At 36.5% G+C, this 17,166-nt stretch carries 15 protein-coding genes; 7 read left to right on the top strand and 8 right to left on the bottom strand.

From position 1 onward, the window contains the following. Positions 1-262: 262 nt before the first annotated feature. On the bottom strand, positions 263-598 hold the full coding sequence (locus AAV97_RS12695) for a hypothetical protein (protein ID WP_046760769.1): 336 nt from the start codon (positions 596-598) through the stop codon (positions 263-265). 99 nt (positions 599-697) lie between these two features. Beyond that, positions 698-1,996: an MFS transporter gene (locus tag AAV97_RS12690; RefSeq protein WP_004830535.1), complete on the bottom strand. Its 1,299-nt coding sequence runs from the start codon at positions 1,994-1,996 to the stop codon at positions 698-700. A gap of 598 nt (positions 1,997-2,594) precedes the next feature. Between AAV97_RS12690 and AAV97_RS12685 the strand changes: the two genes are divergently transcribed. The 5 genes from AAV97_RS12685 to AAV97_RS12665 all read left to right on the top strand — a co-directional run bounded on the left by AAV97_RS12685 (position 2,595) and on the right by AAV97_RS12665 (position 9,056). Beyond that, positions 2,595-5,462 carry a type VI secretion system Vgr family protein gene (locus AAV97_RS12685; RefSeq protein WP_046760768.1) on the top strand — a complete coding sequence of 956 codons (2,868 nt, stop codon included), beginning with the start codon at positions 2,595-2,597 and terminating at the stop codon, positions 5,460-5,462. Positions 5,463-5,464: 2 nt separating this feature from the next. Beyond that, complete coding sequence (locus tag AAV97_RS12680; protein WP_046760767.1) at positions 5,465-7,075, top strand: glycoside hydrolase family 19 protein; 1,611 nt, start codon at positions 5,465-5,467, stop codon at positions 7,073-7,075. Further along, positions 7,062-7,772, top strand: coding sequence for a hypothetical protein (locus AAV97_RS12675; RefSeq protein WP_042088662.1), 711 nt, complete (start codon positions 7,062-7,064; stop codon positions 7,770-7,772). The genes AAV97_RS12680 and AAV97_RS12675 overlap by 14 nt, the downstream gene beginning before the upstream one ends. A gap of 107 nt (positions 7,773-7,879) precedes the next feature. Further along, positions 7,880-8,335: a hypothetical protein gene (locus AAV97_RS12670; RefSeq protein ID WP_046760766.1), complete on the top strand. Its 456-nt coding sequence runs from the start codon at positions 7,880-7,882 to the stop codon at positions 8,333-8,335. Between the two features lie 271 nt (positions 8,336-8,606). Continuing rightward, positions 8,607-9,056 (top strand): hypothetical protein, encoded by a 450-nt coding sequence (locus tag AAV97_RS12665; RefSeq protein ID WP_035300006.1) that lies wholly within the window; start codon positions 8,607-8,609, stop codon positions 9,054-9,056. A gap of 168 nt (positions 9,057-9,224) precedes the next feature. Here AAV97_RS12665 and benE read toward each other — a convergent pair whose 3' ends face one another. The 6 genes from benE to catA form a co-directional block, all read right to left on the bottom strand. Continuing rightward, on the bottom strand, positions 9,225-10,451 hold the full coding sequence (gene benE / locus AAV97_RS12660; protein WP_042088665.1) for a benzoate/H(+) symporter BenE: 1,227 nt from the start codon (positions 10,449-10,451) through the stop codon (positions 9,225-9,227). A 59-nt stretch (positions 10,452-10,510) separates the two neighbouring features. Further along, on the bottom strand, positions 10,511-11,296 hold the full coding sequence (gene benD, locus AAV97_RS12655) for a benzoate diol dehydrogenase BenD (RefSeq protein WP_046760765.1): 786 nt from the start codon (positions 11,294-11,296) through the stop codon (positions 10,511-10,513). 26 nt (positions 11,297-11,322) lie between these two features. Then, on the bottom strand, positions 11,323-12,339 hold the full coding sequence (benC, locus tag AAV97_RS12650) for a benzoate 1,2-dioxygenase electron transfer component BenC (RefSeq protein ID WP_046760764.1): 1,017 nt from the start codon (positions 12,337-12,339) through the stop codon (positions 11,323-11,325). Between the two features lie 95 nt (positions 12,340-12,434). After that, complete coding sequence (gene benB / locus AAV97_RS12645) at positions 12,435-12,944, bottom strand: benzoate 1,2-dioxygenase small subunit (protein ID WP_004830546.1); 510 nt, start codon at positions 12,942-12,944, stop codon at positions 12,435-12,437. Next, a complete protein-coding gene (benA, locus tag AAV97_RS12640) occupies positions 12,941-14,341 on the bottom strand; it encodes a benzoate 1,2-dioxygenase large subunit (protein WP_004830548.1) in 1,401 nt (466 codons plus the stop codon). Before benA ends, benB begins: the two co-directional genes overlap by 4 nt. Positions 14,342-14,417: 76 nt before the next feature. Further along, positions 14,418-15,338 (bottom strand): catechol 1,2-dioxygenase, encoded by a 921-nt coding sequence (gene catA, locus AAV97_RS12635; RefSeq protein WP_046760763.1) that lies wholly within the window; start codon positions 15,336-15,338, stop codon positions 14,418-14,420. A 280-nt stretch (positions 15,339-15,618) separates the two neighbouring features. On the opposite strand from catA, the gene AAV97_RS12630 reads away from it, so the two are divergent. Beyond that, positions 15,619-16,542 carry a LysR family transcriptional regulator gene (locus tag AAV97_RS12630; protein ID WP_004830550.1) on the top strand — a complete coding sequence of 308 codons (924 nt, stop codon included), beginning with the start codon at positions 15,619-15,621 and terminating at the stop codon, positions 16,540-16,542. Between the two features lie 315 nt (positions 16,543-16,857). After that, positions 16,858-17,166 (top strand): YqaA family protein (locus tag AAV97_RS12625; protein ID WP_046760762.1); only part of this gene is annotated, 309 nt, incomplete at its 3' end.

Here is a 17,166-nt window from a genome sequence, read left to right as displayed (position 1 = left end):
ATGCGATAAATCTATTGTTTGATGATATAAAGCTCGCAATGCTGCACTTTACATCCAAAGTTTAAATTGTTTTGTGTAGGCAATGCTTTACTTTGCTAAGCAAATTTTTTGTCGAATCGCATTCTTGCGCTGCAATCAAAGCAGCGCTTTGTCTTTGCTCATATACCCCGGCTCAACATGGTGACATCCATATCGATACTTTGTTTTTTAAACAAAGCTAGATTCAAGATTCGCTGGTGTTATTGCAAAGTGTAGAGGGGGATTATTTTAATAATTTAATATGTTTGATGAAATAAAATGATTCATCGTCACTTGGACCAGCAACACGTCCTGCATTTTTCTCTAATTTGATGTCTGCTTGAACTTTTTTTTCAAAGTATTGCTTTTTAAGTGTTTGTCCATCTATTTCTTCATCTGGATCAAACCATTTGCCACATTTCTGATCGCAGTAGGCATGAATCGTCTTACCTTGTACATTTTTCAACATTAATGAAAGGTCATCTACACCACCACCACCCACCAAAATATAGTTTTGTGCTTTGGCATAGGCACTCAGACTAATCGCGAAAGATACCAATATAAGTGAGAGTTTTTTCATTATTTCCTCAGGATATTCTATAGTCTTATGATTTAATGCTATATTTTACATGAAAAATTTTAAGGTCTGTATAAACAGACCTTAAATCATTGCAAGAGATTAGTGATCGTGATGTAAATATTTGGGTTGTTTCGGTAGTTGCATACTACAGAATAAACAAATTATCAGCATGACAATCACATAAACGAAGAACGTGTTTTCATGTCCTAAATCTTTTAATTTAAGCGCGACAGCGGGGGCTGAACCGCCAAAAATTGCATTTCCGACGGCATAAGCAAAACCAACGCCTAATGCACGAATATGCGGTGGGAACATCTCAGCTTTTACCAGTCCACTAATAGAGGTATAAAAGCTCAGTAACATCATTAAGAACACCAACAATGCGGTCACAATAAATGCTGAACCACTAAAATATGGCATAGCGATTACCATGACTGGATAAATAAAGATTGCACAACTGATACTAAACAGCATCATGGACGATCGACGACCAATTCGGTCTGCCAGCATTCCAAACAATGGTTGAGCGCACATAAAGATAAACAATGCAATGGTCATCATATAACCCACTGTTTTATCAGCGAACCCTAAACTGGTGATATAGGTTTTTGAATATACCGTGATGATATAAAAACACAAAGAGCCTGCCGAGGTATAACCAACCACCAGTAAAAAAGTGCTCCAATTCTTGGTCAGTAACTCTTTTAGACTTCCTGAACCTTCTTTACGTCCATCATCTTCAGAAAGTGTTTCTTTCAAATGACGACGAGCAAAGAACGAAAGAATCGCAACTACACCGCCAATGATAAATGGAATACGCCATCCACCATCCATAAGCTGTTCTTTTGACATCAGTGCCAACATGATCACGCCAAGTAGACTCGCCAAGAGCTGTCCGCCAGACAGTGTTACATACTGGAATGATGAGTAAAAACCACGTTGACCTTTTAAAGCCACCTCACTCATATAAGTGGCTACTGTCCCATATTCACCACCTACTGAAAGCCCTTGCAACAGTCTGACCGCTAACAATAAAAATGGGGCAGCCATACCGACTTGTTCATAGGTTGGAAGTGCTGCAAATAAAAATGAGCTGACCGCCATTAAACTAATGGAAATGATCATCGACTTTTTACGCCCAAAAGTATCGCCAATCCATCCAAATAACCAACTGCCGATTGGGCGCATAAAAAAGCTGGCAGCAAAAACACCCCACACATAAATTGCTTTAGTGGAGTCATTCATATCGGGTGCAGTTAATGCATGGGTAAAATAGGTGGCAAAAGCGGCATAAATATAAAAGTCAAACCATTCCACTAAGTTACCAGATGCAGCGCCGACAATAGCCATGACACGATTACGTTTTTCGTGAGGCGCGTAGGTATGTGTTTCAGTCATAAAACATCCTTATTTTTGTGCTGCAATAATTTATGTTTAAAAATGAGAAAATTAGACTTTTTAAATTCCAAATTCTTTTGATGATTTTAGATTTAAATCATGAATGAAAAGCGACATTGGAACAAAAAATACACAGCTTACTACATGTCAATCTATAAAATTATGCATGAATGCTATTGTTTTTATTTGCGTAATATGAGAATTTATAGATTAATAGCATGTTATAAAAATAAATATATAACATTAATAATCAGACATGTTTAGTGTACTTACAAGTTTTATAATTTTTAAATTTCCTTGGTTAAAAACATATTTAAACTGATCGAATAAAATGAGAATTTTAACGGGAATAGTGAATTGAGTTTTTATTTGTCATGTTTATATAAAAATAACTATAAATTATATAATAACTCACAGAATTGATAGGCAATCATGCAATAAATTTAATTTCATAATATGTCCTGTAATTTATAAAATACTGTGAAAATTATCAATAAATCAATTAATTAGCTTTCATGTGAAAAATATTTTGTGGTAGACAAATCATGATATTTTATTATATGGTGATGGTGAATTTAGAAAAAATACACAATAGATCATGTTTAATAATATTAATTTTGTTTTGGAAAAAATGGGACTTTCTGCTCAAAAACGGGCTTTACATATTCAATTTAGCAATCCCAATTTGGCTGCCCATGTATTCTTGCAACGTATCGATGGGACACATACCATCAATGATGGCTTGAATTTACAACTTATTTGTTTATCTACACGAAACAATATCGCCTTAAAAAGCTTTATTGGGTGTCGTGTAGCCGTTGATATGGTCAATGACCGATCTGAGTTGCATCGCATTTCAGGAATTGTGACTAAAGCTGAGCTGGGTTCCTCGGATGGTGCGTTGACAATTTATCGTCTTTCTGTAGAAGACCCAACTGCGCTTTGGAAGTATCGAAGAAACTCGCGAGTATTTATGAATATGTCTGCTTTACAGGCAGTAGAAGTCATATTTAATGAATGGCGAGAAAGATCTCCACTGTTTGCTTCAAGTTTGACTTTGGATAAAAGTGGTCTAACCAAAGACTATGATATTCGACCATTCATTATGCAAAATAATGAACGAGATATAGATATTATTCAAAGGCTTCTAGCATCGGAAGGCGTGACCAGTTTAATTGATGAGACACAGCTTAAAGTGTCTTATTTTAATGAACAAATCCAACCTCAAAAGCTTCGTTTAATTGATGACAATACTCAATATAAAAGTTTAGAACGTCGCATTATCCGTTTTCATCGAAGTTCGGCTGTCGAACAGCAAGACACCATCACAGCATTGACAGGTTTACGTTCACTTCAACCGACGTCTGTACATATTCAACGATGGCAAGCTGATATGTTAGATATAGAAGAAGGCGCAGGCAATGTTTTAAGTAAGTATCAGCAGAGTGAAAACTATGACAATGCCAGTTTAGGTTTAGAACAAGTATGGCAGTTTAGCCCTGCATGGACCCAAGACTTGAATGGAGAAGAAGGAGTAACGCCATCGGGTAACAATCAGGTTGAGCGCTTTAACCAAAACCTCAGCGATTACTACGCGTTACAAACTAAACAATTTATCGCTATATCGACAGTAAGAGATGCGCAGGTTGGCTATTACTTTGAGCTTAACCAACATCCAAACCTAGATCTAAAAGATGTTGCCGATCGGCAATTTCTGATTATATCCAAAACCTTTTATCACCAAAATAATTTACCGAAAGATTTGTCTCATAAATTTGAAATGTTATTGAAACAAAGCCAATGGCAACTCACCCATATCACCGCAAACAACAGCGAACAACGCCAAGCCAATCAGTTGCTGTTACAACGACGCAATATAGCCGTTGTCCCTGAATATAATCCGCTGAAACATCGACCTACTACATATCCAATGCGAGCGAGAGTAGTCGGACCGAGTGAGGAGGAAATCTATGTCAATGAACGAGGTCAGATCAAGGTAAATTTCTTGTTTACCCGTCACGAAGACCACCAACATGATGGTGGCGCAGGCGCGAACGATAATGATACTGACTCGGCTTGGGTGGATGTATTAACGCCATGGGCAGGCGAAGGCTATGGGGTACGATTCTTACCGAGGGTCGGAGAGATCGTCATGATCTCGTTCAGTGATGGTGACATTGATAGACCCTTTGTAGTGGGACGAATTCATGAAGGGTATCGCTATCCGACCAAGTTTGATGACCAAGGAAAGCTCCCTGATACTAAAAAACTTTCAGGGATCAAAACTAAGGAATATAAATCTGATGGGTTTAATCAACTGCGCTTTGACGATACTACCAACCAGATCAGTACTCAGTTACACAGCAGTCATGCGACAAGCCAACTGAATCTTGGGAATTTAAGCCATCCAAAAGAAACCGAGACCAGTGAAGGGCGCGGAGAAGGTTTTGAATTAAGAACAGACCAATGGGGTGCAGTACGTGCAGGGAAAGGCTTATTGCTGAGCACTTATACTCAAGACCAAGCCAAAGGCGATCATCTTGATGCAACGCCTGCCAAGAAACAACTTGAAGGCAGTCAAAACAAAAGTAAAGCACTCAATGATATCGCCAAGAACCAAAAGACCGATGAAATAGAATCAGTTGAGCAACTTAAAATATTTGCTCAACAGCTCCAACAAGAAATTGCCAAATTTAATCAAGCGGTGCTTTTACTCAGTTCCCAAGATGGAATTGCTTTAAGCACACCTGAAAATATCCATTTATCTGCGGATGCTCAAATCAATCAAATTGCTGGTGACAGCATTAACTTTAGTACGCAAAAGAACTGGATTGTGCATGCCAAAAATAAAATAAGTTTATTTTCAGTGATGAATGGCATCAACATTATCGCAGCACAGGGGAAATTTAATATTCATGCGCAGGCAAATGCCCTAGATATATTTGCCAAACTTGGGATCACAATATCTTCGACAGAAAACCGTGTTGAAATCAATAGCTCGAAAGAAGTTCAGATTACAGGCAAATCTTCGCGGATTACTTTGAACGGTGCTGGTATTTTATGTGAAACAGATCGAATGTTTGAGGTAAAGTCTGGGCAACAAAAGTTTGAGGGAGGGGTGCATGTACTTAGTACTAAAATAAGTTTGCCTATGCCAAAAACATTATATAGCAATAGAATTGATTATAGTTGGAATGATGATATTGGCAATAAAAAGGAAATTTTTGTTTTAGATCAAAATAAAAATTTAATAAAATTTGAAACCGATAAATTAAATGAAAAAAAAGCCATTAGTTCTTTACGTTTTTATACATTGCATGAAGCTGAATTTATTGCATTAGGTTTTGATTCTTCAAATGTTTCTTTCATGCAAAAACGTTTAGATGGAAAAAATAAAGATGAATTATTAGAAGAAGCTTTATTTGAATCTAGTGATAATGATGTCTATACTGAAGAGGATTTTTAATAATGTCTGAACTAACAACTATTGTTGCAAAATTTTTCGATAGCTCTGGAAAATATATAATAAATTTAGATGTCAAATCAAGATATTTAGGTTCATCTAAAGACAACACTAGAAAAACAGATAACAAAGGTTTTTTTGTATTTCAGGCATCCCGTAATAGAACAATTGAAATTCTTGCTAAACCACCAAATCAGCAAAGGTATATAATTTTTAAAACTATAAATTCATCCATAGAAAGCTCAGAAAACAATCCAGTTGTCGTTTTATTACCTAAGACTATTGATGATTATAAAAAAGTAAATAATTCTTTAAGTAAAGGAATAGTGAGTACTTTGTTTAAAGTAGTAGATAGTAATGGAAGAATTATGGTTAATTTTCCAATTCAATCCAGACCACAAGGAAAAAATAACTCTCCTGACAAATATACAAATAATCAGGGTATTGTAGAAGTTTTGTCATCATCGAATAGAGATATTGAAATTTTAGTGCTTAACTCTAGAGATCAATTTGAACTTAAATTTTCTGGAAATTCTGGAAATGGAACAAAGCAACCAATACTAATTAGGCTAAACGAAAAGTATAGTAGTTTTAAAGGGACAACATTAATAAAGGTACTGGATAAATCAGGTCAACACTATGCAGTTGATGATGTAGATGTAGAGATGATTTTTGATAATAATCAAAAAAAGAATCTAAAAATTAAAAAAGGACAATTGAAATTAAGTAATTGGGTTGGTCAAAAAATTAAATTAACTATTTTTAAACCAGATGGAAATCCTTTAGATTCAGTAGATTTTATGGTTAGAAGAGTAAAAGAAGAGTTTATTGATTTACAGTTAAATGTAGATGTTCTAAATGGAAGAACTGCATTAAATGAACCAAATATTTCTAGACGTATAGAGGACAGTATTTCTGGAGAAATTATTTCATTGAGTTTTTTTAAAGAAGTATATGGAGCAAAAAAGTTATTTTGGCGTAATGAAATGAATGGCAGACCCACAAAGGACACAACACCAGAACAATTTTTACCCGTTTTAAATAAAGTATTACTAAAATATAATATGACAGAAAAGCTAATTCTTTGTCATTTTCTTGCTCAAATCTACCACGAATGTGATCACTTCAATACATTGATTGAATACGCAAGTGGAAAAGACTATGACATTTCGAATTTTCCTCAATCAGTATGCGAAGTTCAAAAAAGCCGAGCATGTAGACGCCGTAAACAAATCATATCAGAAGGAAATACGACACCAGGTGATGGACCTAAATATAAAGGTAGGGGATTAATTCAACTTACATGGAAAAGTGCTTATATTAAGTACAAAAATTATTCTGGGCTTGATGTGGTTACTAATTCAGATTTATTGTGCAATGACCTTTCTCATGCTGTAGAAAGTGCAGTATGGGCTTTTAATGAGTTTAAAAACGCAGATACTTTAGTCCGTAATGGCTATACTGATTTAGATGCTACATATACTGATTCACATCATTTAGTTGTAGTGGATAAAGTAAGTAGAAGAATTAATGGCGGTATTAATGGTCTGGCAGAAAGGAAAAAATTGTTTTTTAAAATATTAAGAGAGGTTGAGAAGAGAAATGGGTTTAAGTAAAATAATTATTTTTATAATATTTTTATCTTATTCAATGTTAGTGTCTGCTAATGATGAGTTGTTTATTGGAAATCATAAAATTTATTTTAAACATGGGGGAGAGAGTATTTTTCTATTTACAGATAATAATTATTGTTTTAATAAAGATGCTTTTTCTATTGAAAAATTAACAAATGATGATAGAAAATATTTATTTGTAAATTATACAAATGATTGTAACCCTAGTGGATTATATCAAATATTTGATATATCAAGAAATAAGGCAGAAAAATTTTATTTAAGCCCTTTAAATGACCCTATTGTAGATTATAAAAAGAAGCAAATTATAGAAAATTTTAAAGTTGGAGCTATAACATATACACGTATATATGCATTGAGAAATGGGAAATATTCTTTATTGGAAGAGTTGGAAACACTCGGCAATGGTTTGAATTTGAGTAAAATTTATGCAGATAATGTGCCTGTTTATTCTTTACAAGATGATTCAAAAAAAATAATTAAGAATGCACAGATAAATAAAAAGAAAGTCTTTTTACTTAATCAGTCTTTTATTTTAACAAAAAAATATTTAGTTGAGGGTGATAAATTTGATATTTATAATGTTGTTAAAATTAATGGGCTATATTATTTAAGTATAATTTTTAAAGGAAAGTATAAGTTAACAAAAGGTTATATTAGATTATCTGAAATTTTATAAAAATTTTTTATTCAAGAATGGTTGAATTGTTGTTTTAAAATTCGAATGCATATATTTGTTTTTAATCTAATTCCTTAAGAGTAATATGTTTTGGAGGAGAGTAATTGGTGAGATTTTTATTAACAATCATTTTTATATTTAGCGTTTGCACTGTACAGGCTAAAAATGATATTAAATATACTGGTTACGAGATTGGTAATAGGTATAAATTATTACAAAGTTTTATTGCTGATTATGAGGTTGAAAATGGAGGTCCTATATTGGATGATAAGGTAAGTATATATAAAACTAATAATAATAAATGTGTTCTTGTTTCAAAAATTGATGGTGATTCTGGAGTATATGGTACAGAAACCATCTTATATTTTTATAACTCAAAAGTTTTATATGGATACTATGTAAATTACAACTATATATTTTTAAATGGTGAGGGTTCTATTAAATTAAATAAGGTAAATTATGAAAACCCTGAAAGTGAAAACTCACTGATTGAGTTGAAAAAAGAATTTAGTAGGTACATAAGTAATATTAGTAAAAATACTTTAAGAAAGTGTTCTAATTAATTAAAATTTTTCTGTTGACCTATTCCCATTCGGAAGATGGTCAATTGCATTTGGGTTCCAAGTCTGATGCTAAAAAAATATAGAAATTTTAACTATGGTAGCTCAAATAGCATCGAATTATGATTTGTAATGGGGAGAGACATGGGAAAAAGGGCGATCCTTATTTTGAATTATATCCGAATGGTAAGGCTTGGCGTATTTTAAAGCCTCAGCTTTTGCAATTAGGGGTAAGTAATTATAAAAAATAACTTTTTAAAAGGATGACTTTATTATGATTCTAAGAATTTGCATAGCCTTAGTGTTCTTTATAACTATAAATGTCAAGGCAAAAGAAAATTTACTTACTGGTGAAGAAATTAGTAAAAAGTATAAAGTAGTACAATCATTAAATATTCCTGCAAATTATGATAATGGTATGGTATTAACTATGTATGCACATATTTATAAAATTAATGTTACGCAATGTGTAATTGTTTCAAGGTTAGATAATGAATCTAATTTTGGAGGATATGAGAGTATAGTTTATTTTAAAAAAGGAATAATGTTGAGGAGTTCACAACAAGAATTTGCCTCTATTTTTTTAGATGATGATGCTAAAATTAAATCAGATCAAATAAAATACGGAAATTATTTAAATGGAAAAGAAGTACAAATAGGTTTAAAAGAAGATTTTATTGAATATAGAAAGAAATTTAATAAAAAGACTTTAGCAGTGTGTTAATTTTTTAATGTTAGGTTTTTTTTGAAATTTTTTAAAATATTGCGATAAAATTAAAAAAACAATGAATAACTCAATACATAGAGTCCACAACAATATTTTATTTAAAAAATAATATAAAAACCCCATTTAATCAATGAGGTTTTAGAATAATACAAATGAATTTTTACTTTATTGACTCGGTGTAGAGTCCTGAACTGGCATTGGAGTCTGAACTTTTGACTGCTTTGGGGTTAACAGTAAATGACTGATCATTCCAATACAAATACCCCAAAAAACCGAACTAAACCCTAAAAAGTGCATTCCAGAAACCGTTGCGAGAAATGTAATTAAGGCGGCATCTCGCTGAGAATCATCTTTCATAGCAACACTCATATTGGTTGCAATTGCCCCTAACAATGCCAAGCCCGCAAGTGCTGCAATCAGTTCTTTTGGTAAAATACTAAAAAGCATAACTAAGCTACCTGCAAATAAACCGCCCAGAATATAAAAAATACCATTGGCAATACCTGCAATATAACGTTTTTCTTTAAGCTCATGAGCATCTTTACCTGTACATAGTGCAGCCGTAATTGCAGCAAGTACAATGGTGATTCCACCTGTGAATGCAACTACAATCGAGGTGATGCTTGCGACAGTTAAAATAGGTTTTGCAGGAGTTTGATAACCACTCAGTTTTAAAATAGCCATACCGGGTAAAAACTGCCCAGTTAAGCTGACAATGGTGAGTGGAATCGCAAGGTTTAGTGTAGAAGACCATGTCCATTCAGGGTAAATCATATGTGGAATCGCAAGAGAAAAATCCATTGCAACAGGTTGGATTTGTCCTAGACTGAAACTCAGAACAACACCTGCAATCAGTACCCAGATAATGGCATAACGGGGAGAATACCGTTTTGCCAATAAAAAACAAATCAGCATACCAAAGACAAGATAAGGCATGTGATCCGTGGCTTTAAAAAGTCCCAGACCAAACTGAAAAAGAATGCCTGCCATCATACCGGCAGCCAGTCCTTGAGGAATCCATTTTAAAAGTTTATCAAAGGAGCCAGTGGTGCCGATTAAAAAAATAATCACTGCCGATGTGATATAAGCTGCAACGACTTCATTTAATGAAATATGCGGGAACAATGCCACAAGCAATGCTGTTCCGGGCGCAGACCATGCTGTAATAATTGGGGTTTTAAACTTAATGGATAAAATAATACCCGCAATCGCCGCGCCAATCGAACTTCCCCAAATCCATGATGCCATCATGGAAGAAGAAACGTTGGCTTGTTGGGCGGCTTGAAAAAAGATAATCATGGGTCCCGCATAAGAAATCAGTACAGCTAAGAACCCCGCGACTGTTGCGGAAATTGACCAATCTTGCTTAAGTGTTTTTAACAGGGTTGCCATTGGGCAAAGCCTCCATGCGATGAATTCAATGTTCCTGTTGCATAAAATGGGTGATCAGTTTATCCCTGATCACCACCACCGACAGGAACAATCGTACCTGTCATATATGAAGATTCATCTGATGCCAAAAATAAAATGGCATTAACCTGTTCTTGGATCGTACCATATCGTCCCATAAACGTCCGATCTATGGTTTGCTCAACGACATCCTGCATCCATTTTTGTTCATTTTCAGTCAATGTTGCGCTATTGCGCGGTACTTTACGAGGTGGTGCTTCTGTTCCTCCAGTCGCCACAGCATTGACGCGTATTCCATCTTTAGCATGTTCAAAAGCGAGTCCAGTTGTTAAACCATTGACGCCACCTTTGGATGCAGAATAGGGTACACGATTGATACCACAAGTGGCGATCGAAGAAACATTGACGATCGTGCCATGTTGATTTTTGATCATCTCAGGTAAAACTGCACGACAACACCATAAAGTCGGAAACAATGAACGATTCACTTCTTTGATAATTTCCGCTTCAGAAAATTCCTGAAAAGGTTTCATCCAGATTGCACCACCGACATTATTGACCAAAATATCGACTCGTCCGTAGCATGTAATCGCTTTGCTGACGACGGATTCAGCACCTACAAAAGTTTCTAAATCTGCATGAATGGTGACGCCTTTACCTCCAAGCTGTATGATTTCTGCCAGTACTTCTTCGACATAAGCCGAACGATCTACCATGACTACTTGTGCACCTTCGGCAGCCATTTGTAATGCTACACCACGTCCAATACCTTGAGCGGCACCGGTAACAATTACCACTTTATTTTCAAATCTTTGTCTATTTGACATTTACTCAGCTCCAAAATCAGACAAATTTAATTGGCTGAGAATTTTTCAAATAAGAAATTTTTAGGTTGAATACCTTCTTGATCTAACCATTTACGAACAGCTTCAACCATAGGTACAGGACCACAGAGATAAACGTCGACATCCCCTTGATTTAACCAGTCATTTTCAATATGACCCGTCACATAACCTTTGCGTTCATGTGTCGATTCTGGATGGGCAACGACTGTTCGAAATTCAAACCACGGCAATTTGTCTTGGAGTTCATTGAGCTTATCTAATGCCACAAGATCAAAGTCATTGGTGACACCAAAAACCAAACGTACAGGCTGAGTTGAACCTTTTTCTTCTAGTACCTGCAACATGGACATAAAGGGTGCAATCCCTGTACCGCCAGCGAGCATAAGTACTGGACGAACCACATTGCGAAGATAAAAACTTCCAAATGGACCTGTAAACGTCATTTTATCGCCAGCTTTGGCATTGATACTTAAAAAATCACTCATTTTTCCATTAGGAACATTACGAACTACAAAGCCTGTTAAACGCTCTCCCGGTTTAGAACTAAAAGAGTAGGAGCGTGTTTCATTGGTTCCTGGGATGGCAACGTTGACATATTGTCCTGCAAGGAAATGAATATCAGGCTGACCTTCATCCAATTGAATATCAAATGTAATGGTTGAATCGGACAGGTTTTCTAGTCGTGACAGCGTACCTTGAAAGGCATGAATTTCAGTTTTGCATACTTCAGAAGAGGCTTGAATTTGAAAAACAGCATCCGAATTGGGTCTACATTGACAAGCTAAAATATAGCCTTGCTCGGCTTCTTCAGTTGTTAACGCATCTTCAATATAGCTTTCTTCAGGCATATCAAAAGTACCTGATTCACAAAAAGCACGACAGGTTCCACATGCACCATCACGACAGTCTAAAGGAATATTAATTTTTTGACGGTACGCTGCGTCAGATAAAGTTTCACCTTGTGCAACAGATATAAAACGAGTTACGCCATCTTCAAATTGAAGTGCAACATTATGGTTTGACATGGCTGGTGGTCCTATAAAAATCTTTAAACATTCGATTGCTGTTAGCCCAAATATGCTTGAGCTAGAGCGAATATCAGCTTATGGTGTCAACACAATTAGAGGTGATATATATCAATCACTTGATTGATGTAGTCATTTTTCAACACCACATATTTATTTAAAATCTGGGGTTGAGGACCTGAAAAGTCGATTTCGTAGCGTGACATTCCAAAGTAGCTATAACTGGTTTTGTACCGGAAACTTAATGTGTTCCAATTAAAACGAACCGTGACTTTAAGTCCATCGGTAGCAACCACTTCAATATTATTGATGTTGTGACTGGTACGTGTATCGGGCATTGTTGCTGAAGAACGTTCGGTTTTGATACGGAAAACACGGTCTTCCAACCCTTGACGATCTGGATAGTAAATCAATGAAATTTCTGATTGCGGGTCTTCAGTGAGGCGATCATCATCATCCCAAGCAGGCATCCAAAAAGATGCAGTGGGTGCATAACATGCCAACCATTGATCCCATTGTTCATCATCTAAAAAGCGGGCTTCACGGTAGAGAAATTGAGCAATATTTTCTAAAGACACTTGTTCAATAGGTGCTGTTGCATTCATGCGACTTCTCCTTGCGTGTTCACTTCTTTTTGAGCAAGTTGTTTTTCTGATTGGATGGCATGTTTCATCACCTCTAACCAGTATTGATGCTGTGCAAGATATAAACCTTCGTCTTCTGTTTTAATGCCACTGAGTTTTGGTTTTAAACCGATTTCATTGGCAGCATCGTCTGGACCTTGGATCCAATGCTTTGAGCCTCGACACATATCATTCCATTCCAGTTCAATACCCGCATAACCTGCTTGGCAGGCACGGAACTCTTCGAGGTCGTCAGGAGTCGCCATACCCGATGCATTAAAGAAATCTTCATATTGGCGGATACGACGGGCACGTGCCTCTGGCGCTTCACCTACAGGGGCAATACAGTAAATCGTGACTTCAGTTTTATTGACTGAAATCGGGCGAAGTACACGTATTTGTGATCCGAATTGATCCATAAAATAAACATTCGGGTAAAGACATAAATTACGAGAGCGTTCGATCATCCATTTCGACATGGGGGCGCCAAATTTTTCAGTATATTCTGCGGCTTTTGGATAGTTCGGACGATCTTCAGGATTTGCCCATTGGGTCCATAACAGCATGTGACCATGCTCAAAACCATAAGAGCCACCACCTTGTTTACCCCATGCACCTGCACTCATGGCACGGACATTATCGTTTTCCTGTTGCTTTTCTTTTCGTTGTTGAGTCGTTGCGGCATAGTTCCAATGTACTGCAGAGACATGATAACCATCTGCACCATTTTCAGCGGTAAGTTTCCAGTTACCATCATATGTATAAGTCGATGCGCCACGTAAGACCTCTAAACCTTGATCAGACTGATCTACAATCATGTCAATGATTTTGGTTGTTTCACCAAGGAATGAAACCAGGCTAGGCACATCAGGGTTTAAACTTCCGAAAAGAAAACCTTTATAACTTTCAAAGCGCGCAACTTTTTTTAGATCATGAGACCCTTCTTGGTTAAAGCAGTCTGAATAACCTGCTTCACTTGGATCTTTCACTTTGAGTAATTTACCTGAGTTATTAAATGTCCAACCGTGAAAAGGGCAAGTATAGGTTGCCTTATTGCCACGCTTATGACGGCACAACTGAGCGCCACGATGTGAACATGCATTGATCATTGCATTTAATTCACCATTGCGATTTCGTGCAATGATGATAGGTTGGCGACCAATATGGGTGGTGTAGTAATCATTATTGTTGGGGATTTGACTTTCATGTGCCAAATACACCCAATTACCTTCAAAAATATATTTCATTTCAAGATCAAATAGACTTTGATCTGTAAATACTGAGCGATGAAGTTTAAATTCACCTGTTTCAAAGTTATCAACCAAAAGCTCATCAATACGGTCAAGATGGCTGGTGTTTATCACTGGAATACGTGGCATGTTATTTCTCCGGCTTTCCAAATAAGATTACGAACTGAAATGTTGTGATTAAAAGCACTCGGTTCTATGCGTATGATTAAGCGCTTGCGCGTCGACGAATGACTTCAGTCGATGGGGCTTGGTCTTGGGTCTGAATCAGTTGAATATTGAATTCAACCTTTTTAAAGGCTTTGTTTAAACCATAACGGGCAATCTCTGCTTCATCGGTGATGTCTACAGCAGTAGCCACCAGACCTTCACGTGTAGCGAAAGCAAAGTCATCCCAAAGGTATTGATCACCTTCAATATTGAATTGGGTGGTCAGTTTTCGATAACCTGGTGCTGAGACAAAATAATGCACATGTGATGGACGATTGCCATGACGACCCAATTGATTTAAAAGTGCCTGAGTTGTCCCTTGAGGTGGGCATCCATAACCTACAGGCATTGTCGTTTGAGCGACGTATTTGCCATTGGCATCGGTCAAAATGGTGCGACGTAAGTTAAAATCAGCTTGAGATTTGTCAAAAAAAGAATACGAACCTAAGCGATTGGCATGCCAAATTTCTACTTTAGCATTGGGAATGAGATTGCCGTGATGATCTGTAACTGTACCTTCAATCAATAAGGTATCAATCAGATCAATTTCAGAACCATCATCCATACGGGCGAAACCGACTGATTCTGGTGCGCCAGCAACATAAAGTGGACCTTCGATGGTACGTGGTGTTCCACCTGTAATGCCTGCTTTGGCATCAGCTTCATCAGCACGTAGATCTAAGAAATGCTCAAGTCCTAAACCTGCCGCCAAGAGTCCAAGTTCATTGGCTTGACCTGCATCAGTAAAATATTCCAGTCCTTTCCATAGTTCAGTCTGGGAAATATCGAGATCATCGATGGCTTGAAAAAGATCAGCGACTAAGCGAACCACAATTTGTTGAATACGAGGATTAACATTAGCTGTTGCTGTATCAATATTCATTTGCTTGACTAAAGCATCGATTTCTTGACGATTCATACTAAGCTCCTTAAGTATGAGTGGTTTGGCATCGCATGCTGAATAAAATTTGCTCGCAACTTTGCTGCCCACTTTCCATGTTGTTGGCAACAAGACTTCTAGCTTAAACTGGTTTGAAAATTCATTTGGCTAACAGAATGTCATTCTTGGGTTGGCTTTGAATCACTTAAATTTTCAGTCTTGCTTTGCATCTTGCTTTTGATATACCTTAAAAGAATGAATGATCGCTGTCTAAGATCAAATTTGCATTTTTTTATATCTTAAAGGTATGGAGTTTGAGATGGAACTCAGGCATTTACGCTATTTTGTTGCTGTTGTAGAAGAACAGAGTTTTACCAAAGCGGCTGAAAAGCTTTATATTGCTCAACCTCCGTTGAGCAGACAGATTCAAAATCTTGAAAGTGAATTGGGTATCTCACTTTTTGAACGAGGAAGCCGTCCATTAAAAACCACTGAAGCGGGGCAATTTTTTTATCAACACGCCGTTAAACTTTTGTCTAATGCAGAAGAAGTTAAGTCGATGACCAAACGGATTGGTTTGATCGAAAAAACAGTCACCATGGGTTTTGTTGGTTCACTTTTGTACGGTTTGCTCCCTAAAATTGTTTATATGTTTCGACAACAGCAACCTCATTTAAAAATTGAATTGGTTGAAATGAGTACCAAAGATCAAATTCAAGCGCTAAAAGAGGGGCGTATTGATGTTGGATTTGGGCGTCTTAGGATTTCTGATCCCGCAGTTCGACGAGTTTTATTACGAGAAGAACCATTAATGTTGGCTGTTCATATTAGCCATCCTTTGGCTGATTCAAAAGGAACTTATTTTGCAGATATTGAAGATGAGAATTTATTTTTATACCCAAGCCATCCGAAGCCCAACTTTTCAACACAGGTTCGTCATCTTTTCTCTGAACATGGTCTAGATCCTAAAAATCTCAAGGAGGTCCGTGAGATTCAATTGGCTTTGGGTCTAGTTGCAGCAGGAGAAGGCGTATGTGTTGTACCTGAAAGTGCAAAAACCATTCAATTGCCAAATCTAATCTATATCCCCATGTTGGACAGCTCTGCAAAAAGCCCTATCTTTATGGCGATTCGTTGTATGGATGAAAGCGAAGATATTCGATCTTTGTTCGATTGTATTTATCAAGTTTATGATTTGGAAGGATTTCAATATGACCGTGCGAGTTTTAGCATAATGGATTAAATTAAAAATATTTAGGGGCTGTGGACATTTCATAAATGGCTTGCGTTGTAGGTTAAAATTGAGCAGGCATGAGGAGTATACTCCGCAAGGAAATGAAGAGAATAGCGAGACTATTTTTGAGTTTCATAACGTATCCTGAGATAATTTTAACTACAACCCTTCGGGACTAGCGTGTTTTTTGTCGCTTCGTCGTTCCCTTGCGAAACAGTGTTTCTCATTATTTAGAATGACTAAATTTCGTATTTCGCGCCTAGAATCGCCTAAAAAACACATCTAGTCGCAAACATAGACGAATTGTCCACAGACCCTAATCTTATGGCTTATTTGCTGTTATTTCTTTCTGCATTTGGTGCAGCGACGCTATTACCTTTACAGTCAGAAGCCGTGTTGGTTGGGCTCCTAGTACAAACACAGTATTCCGTGTATTTGCTTCTAATCGTCGCAACCATTGGAAATGTATTAGGCTCATGTGTGAATTGGTATTTAGGACTGAAAATAGAACAATTCAAAGATAAAAAATGGTTTCCTGTTTCTGAGAAAAATATGCTCAAAGCGGAAAAAATATATCAAAAATATGGTTTTTGGTCCTTACTATTCAGTTGGACCCCTGTGATTGGTGATCCA

Origin of the sequence: Acinetobacter sp. Ag2 (assembly GCF_001005515.1) — a bacterium.
Classification (GTDB): Bacteria; Pseudomonadota; Gammaproteobacteria; order Pseudomonadales; family Moraxellaceae; genus Acinetobacter; species Acinetobacter bereziniae.
Note: the sequence above shows the minus strand (reverse complement) of the source record. Positions and strands in the feature narration are given on the sequence as shown.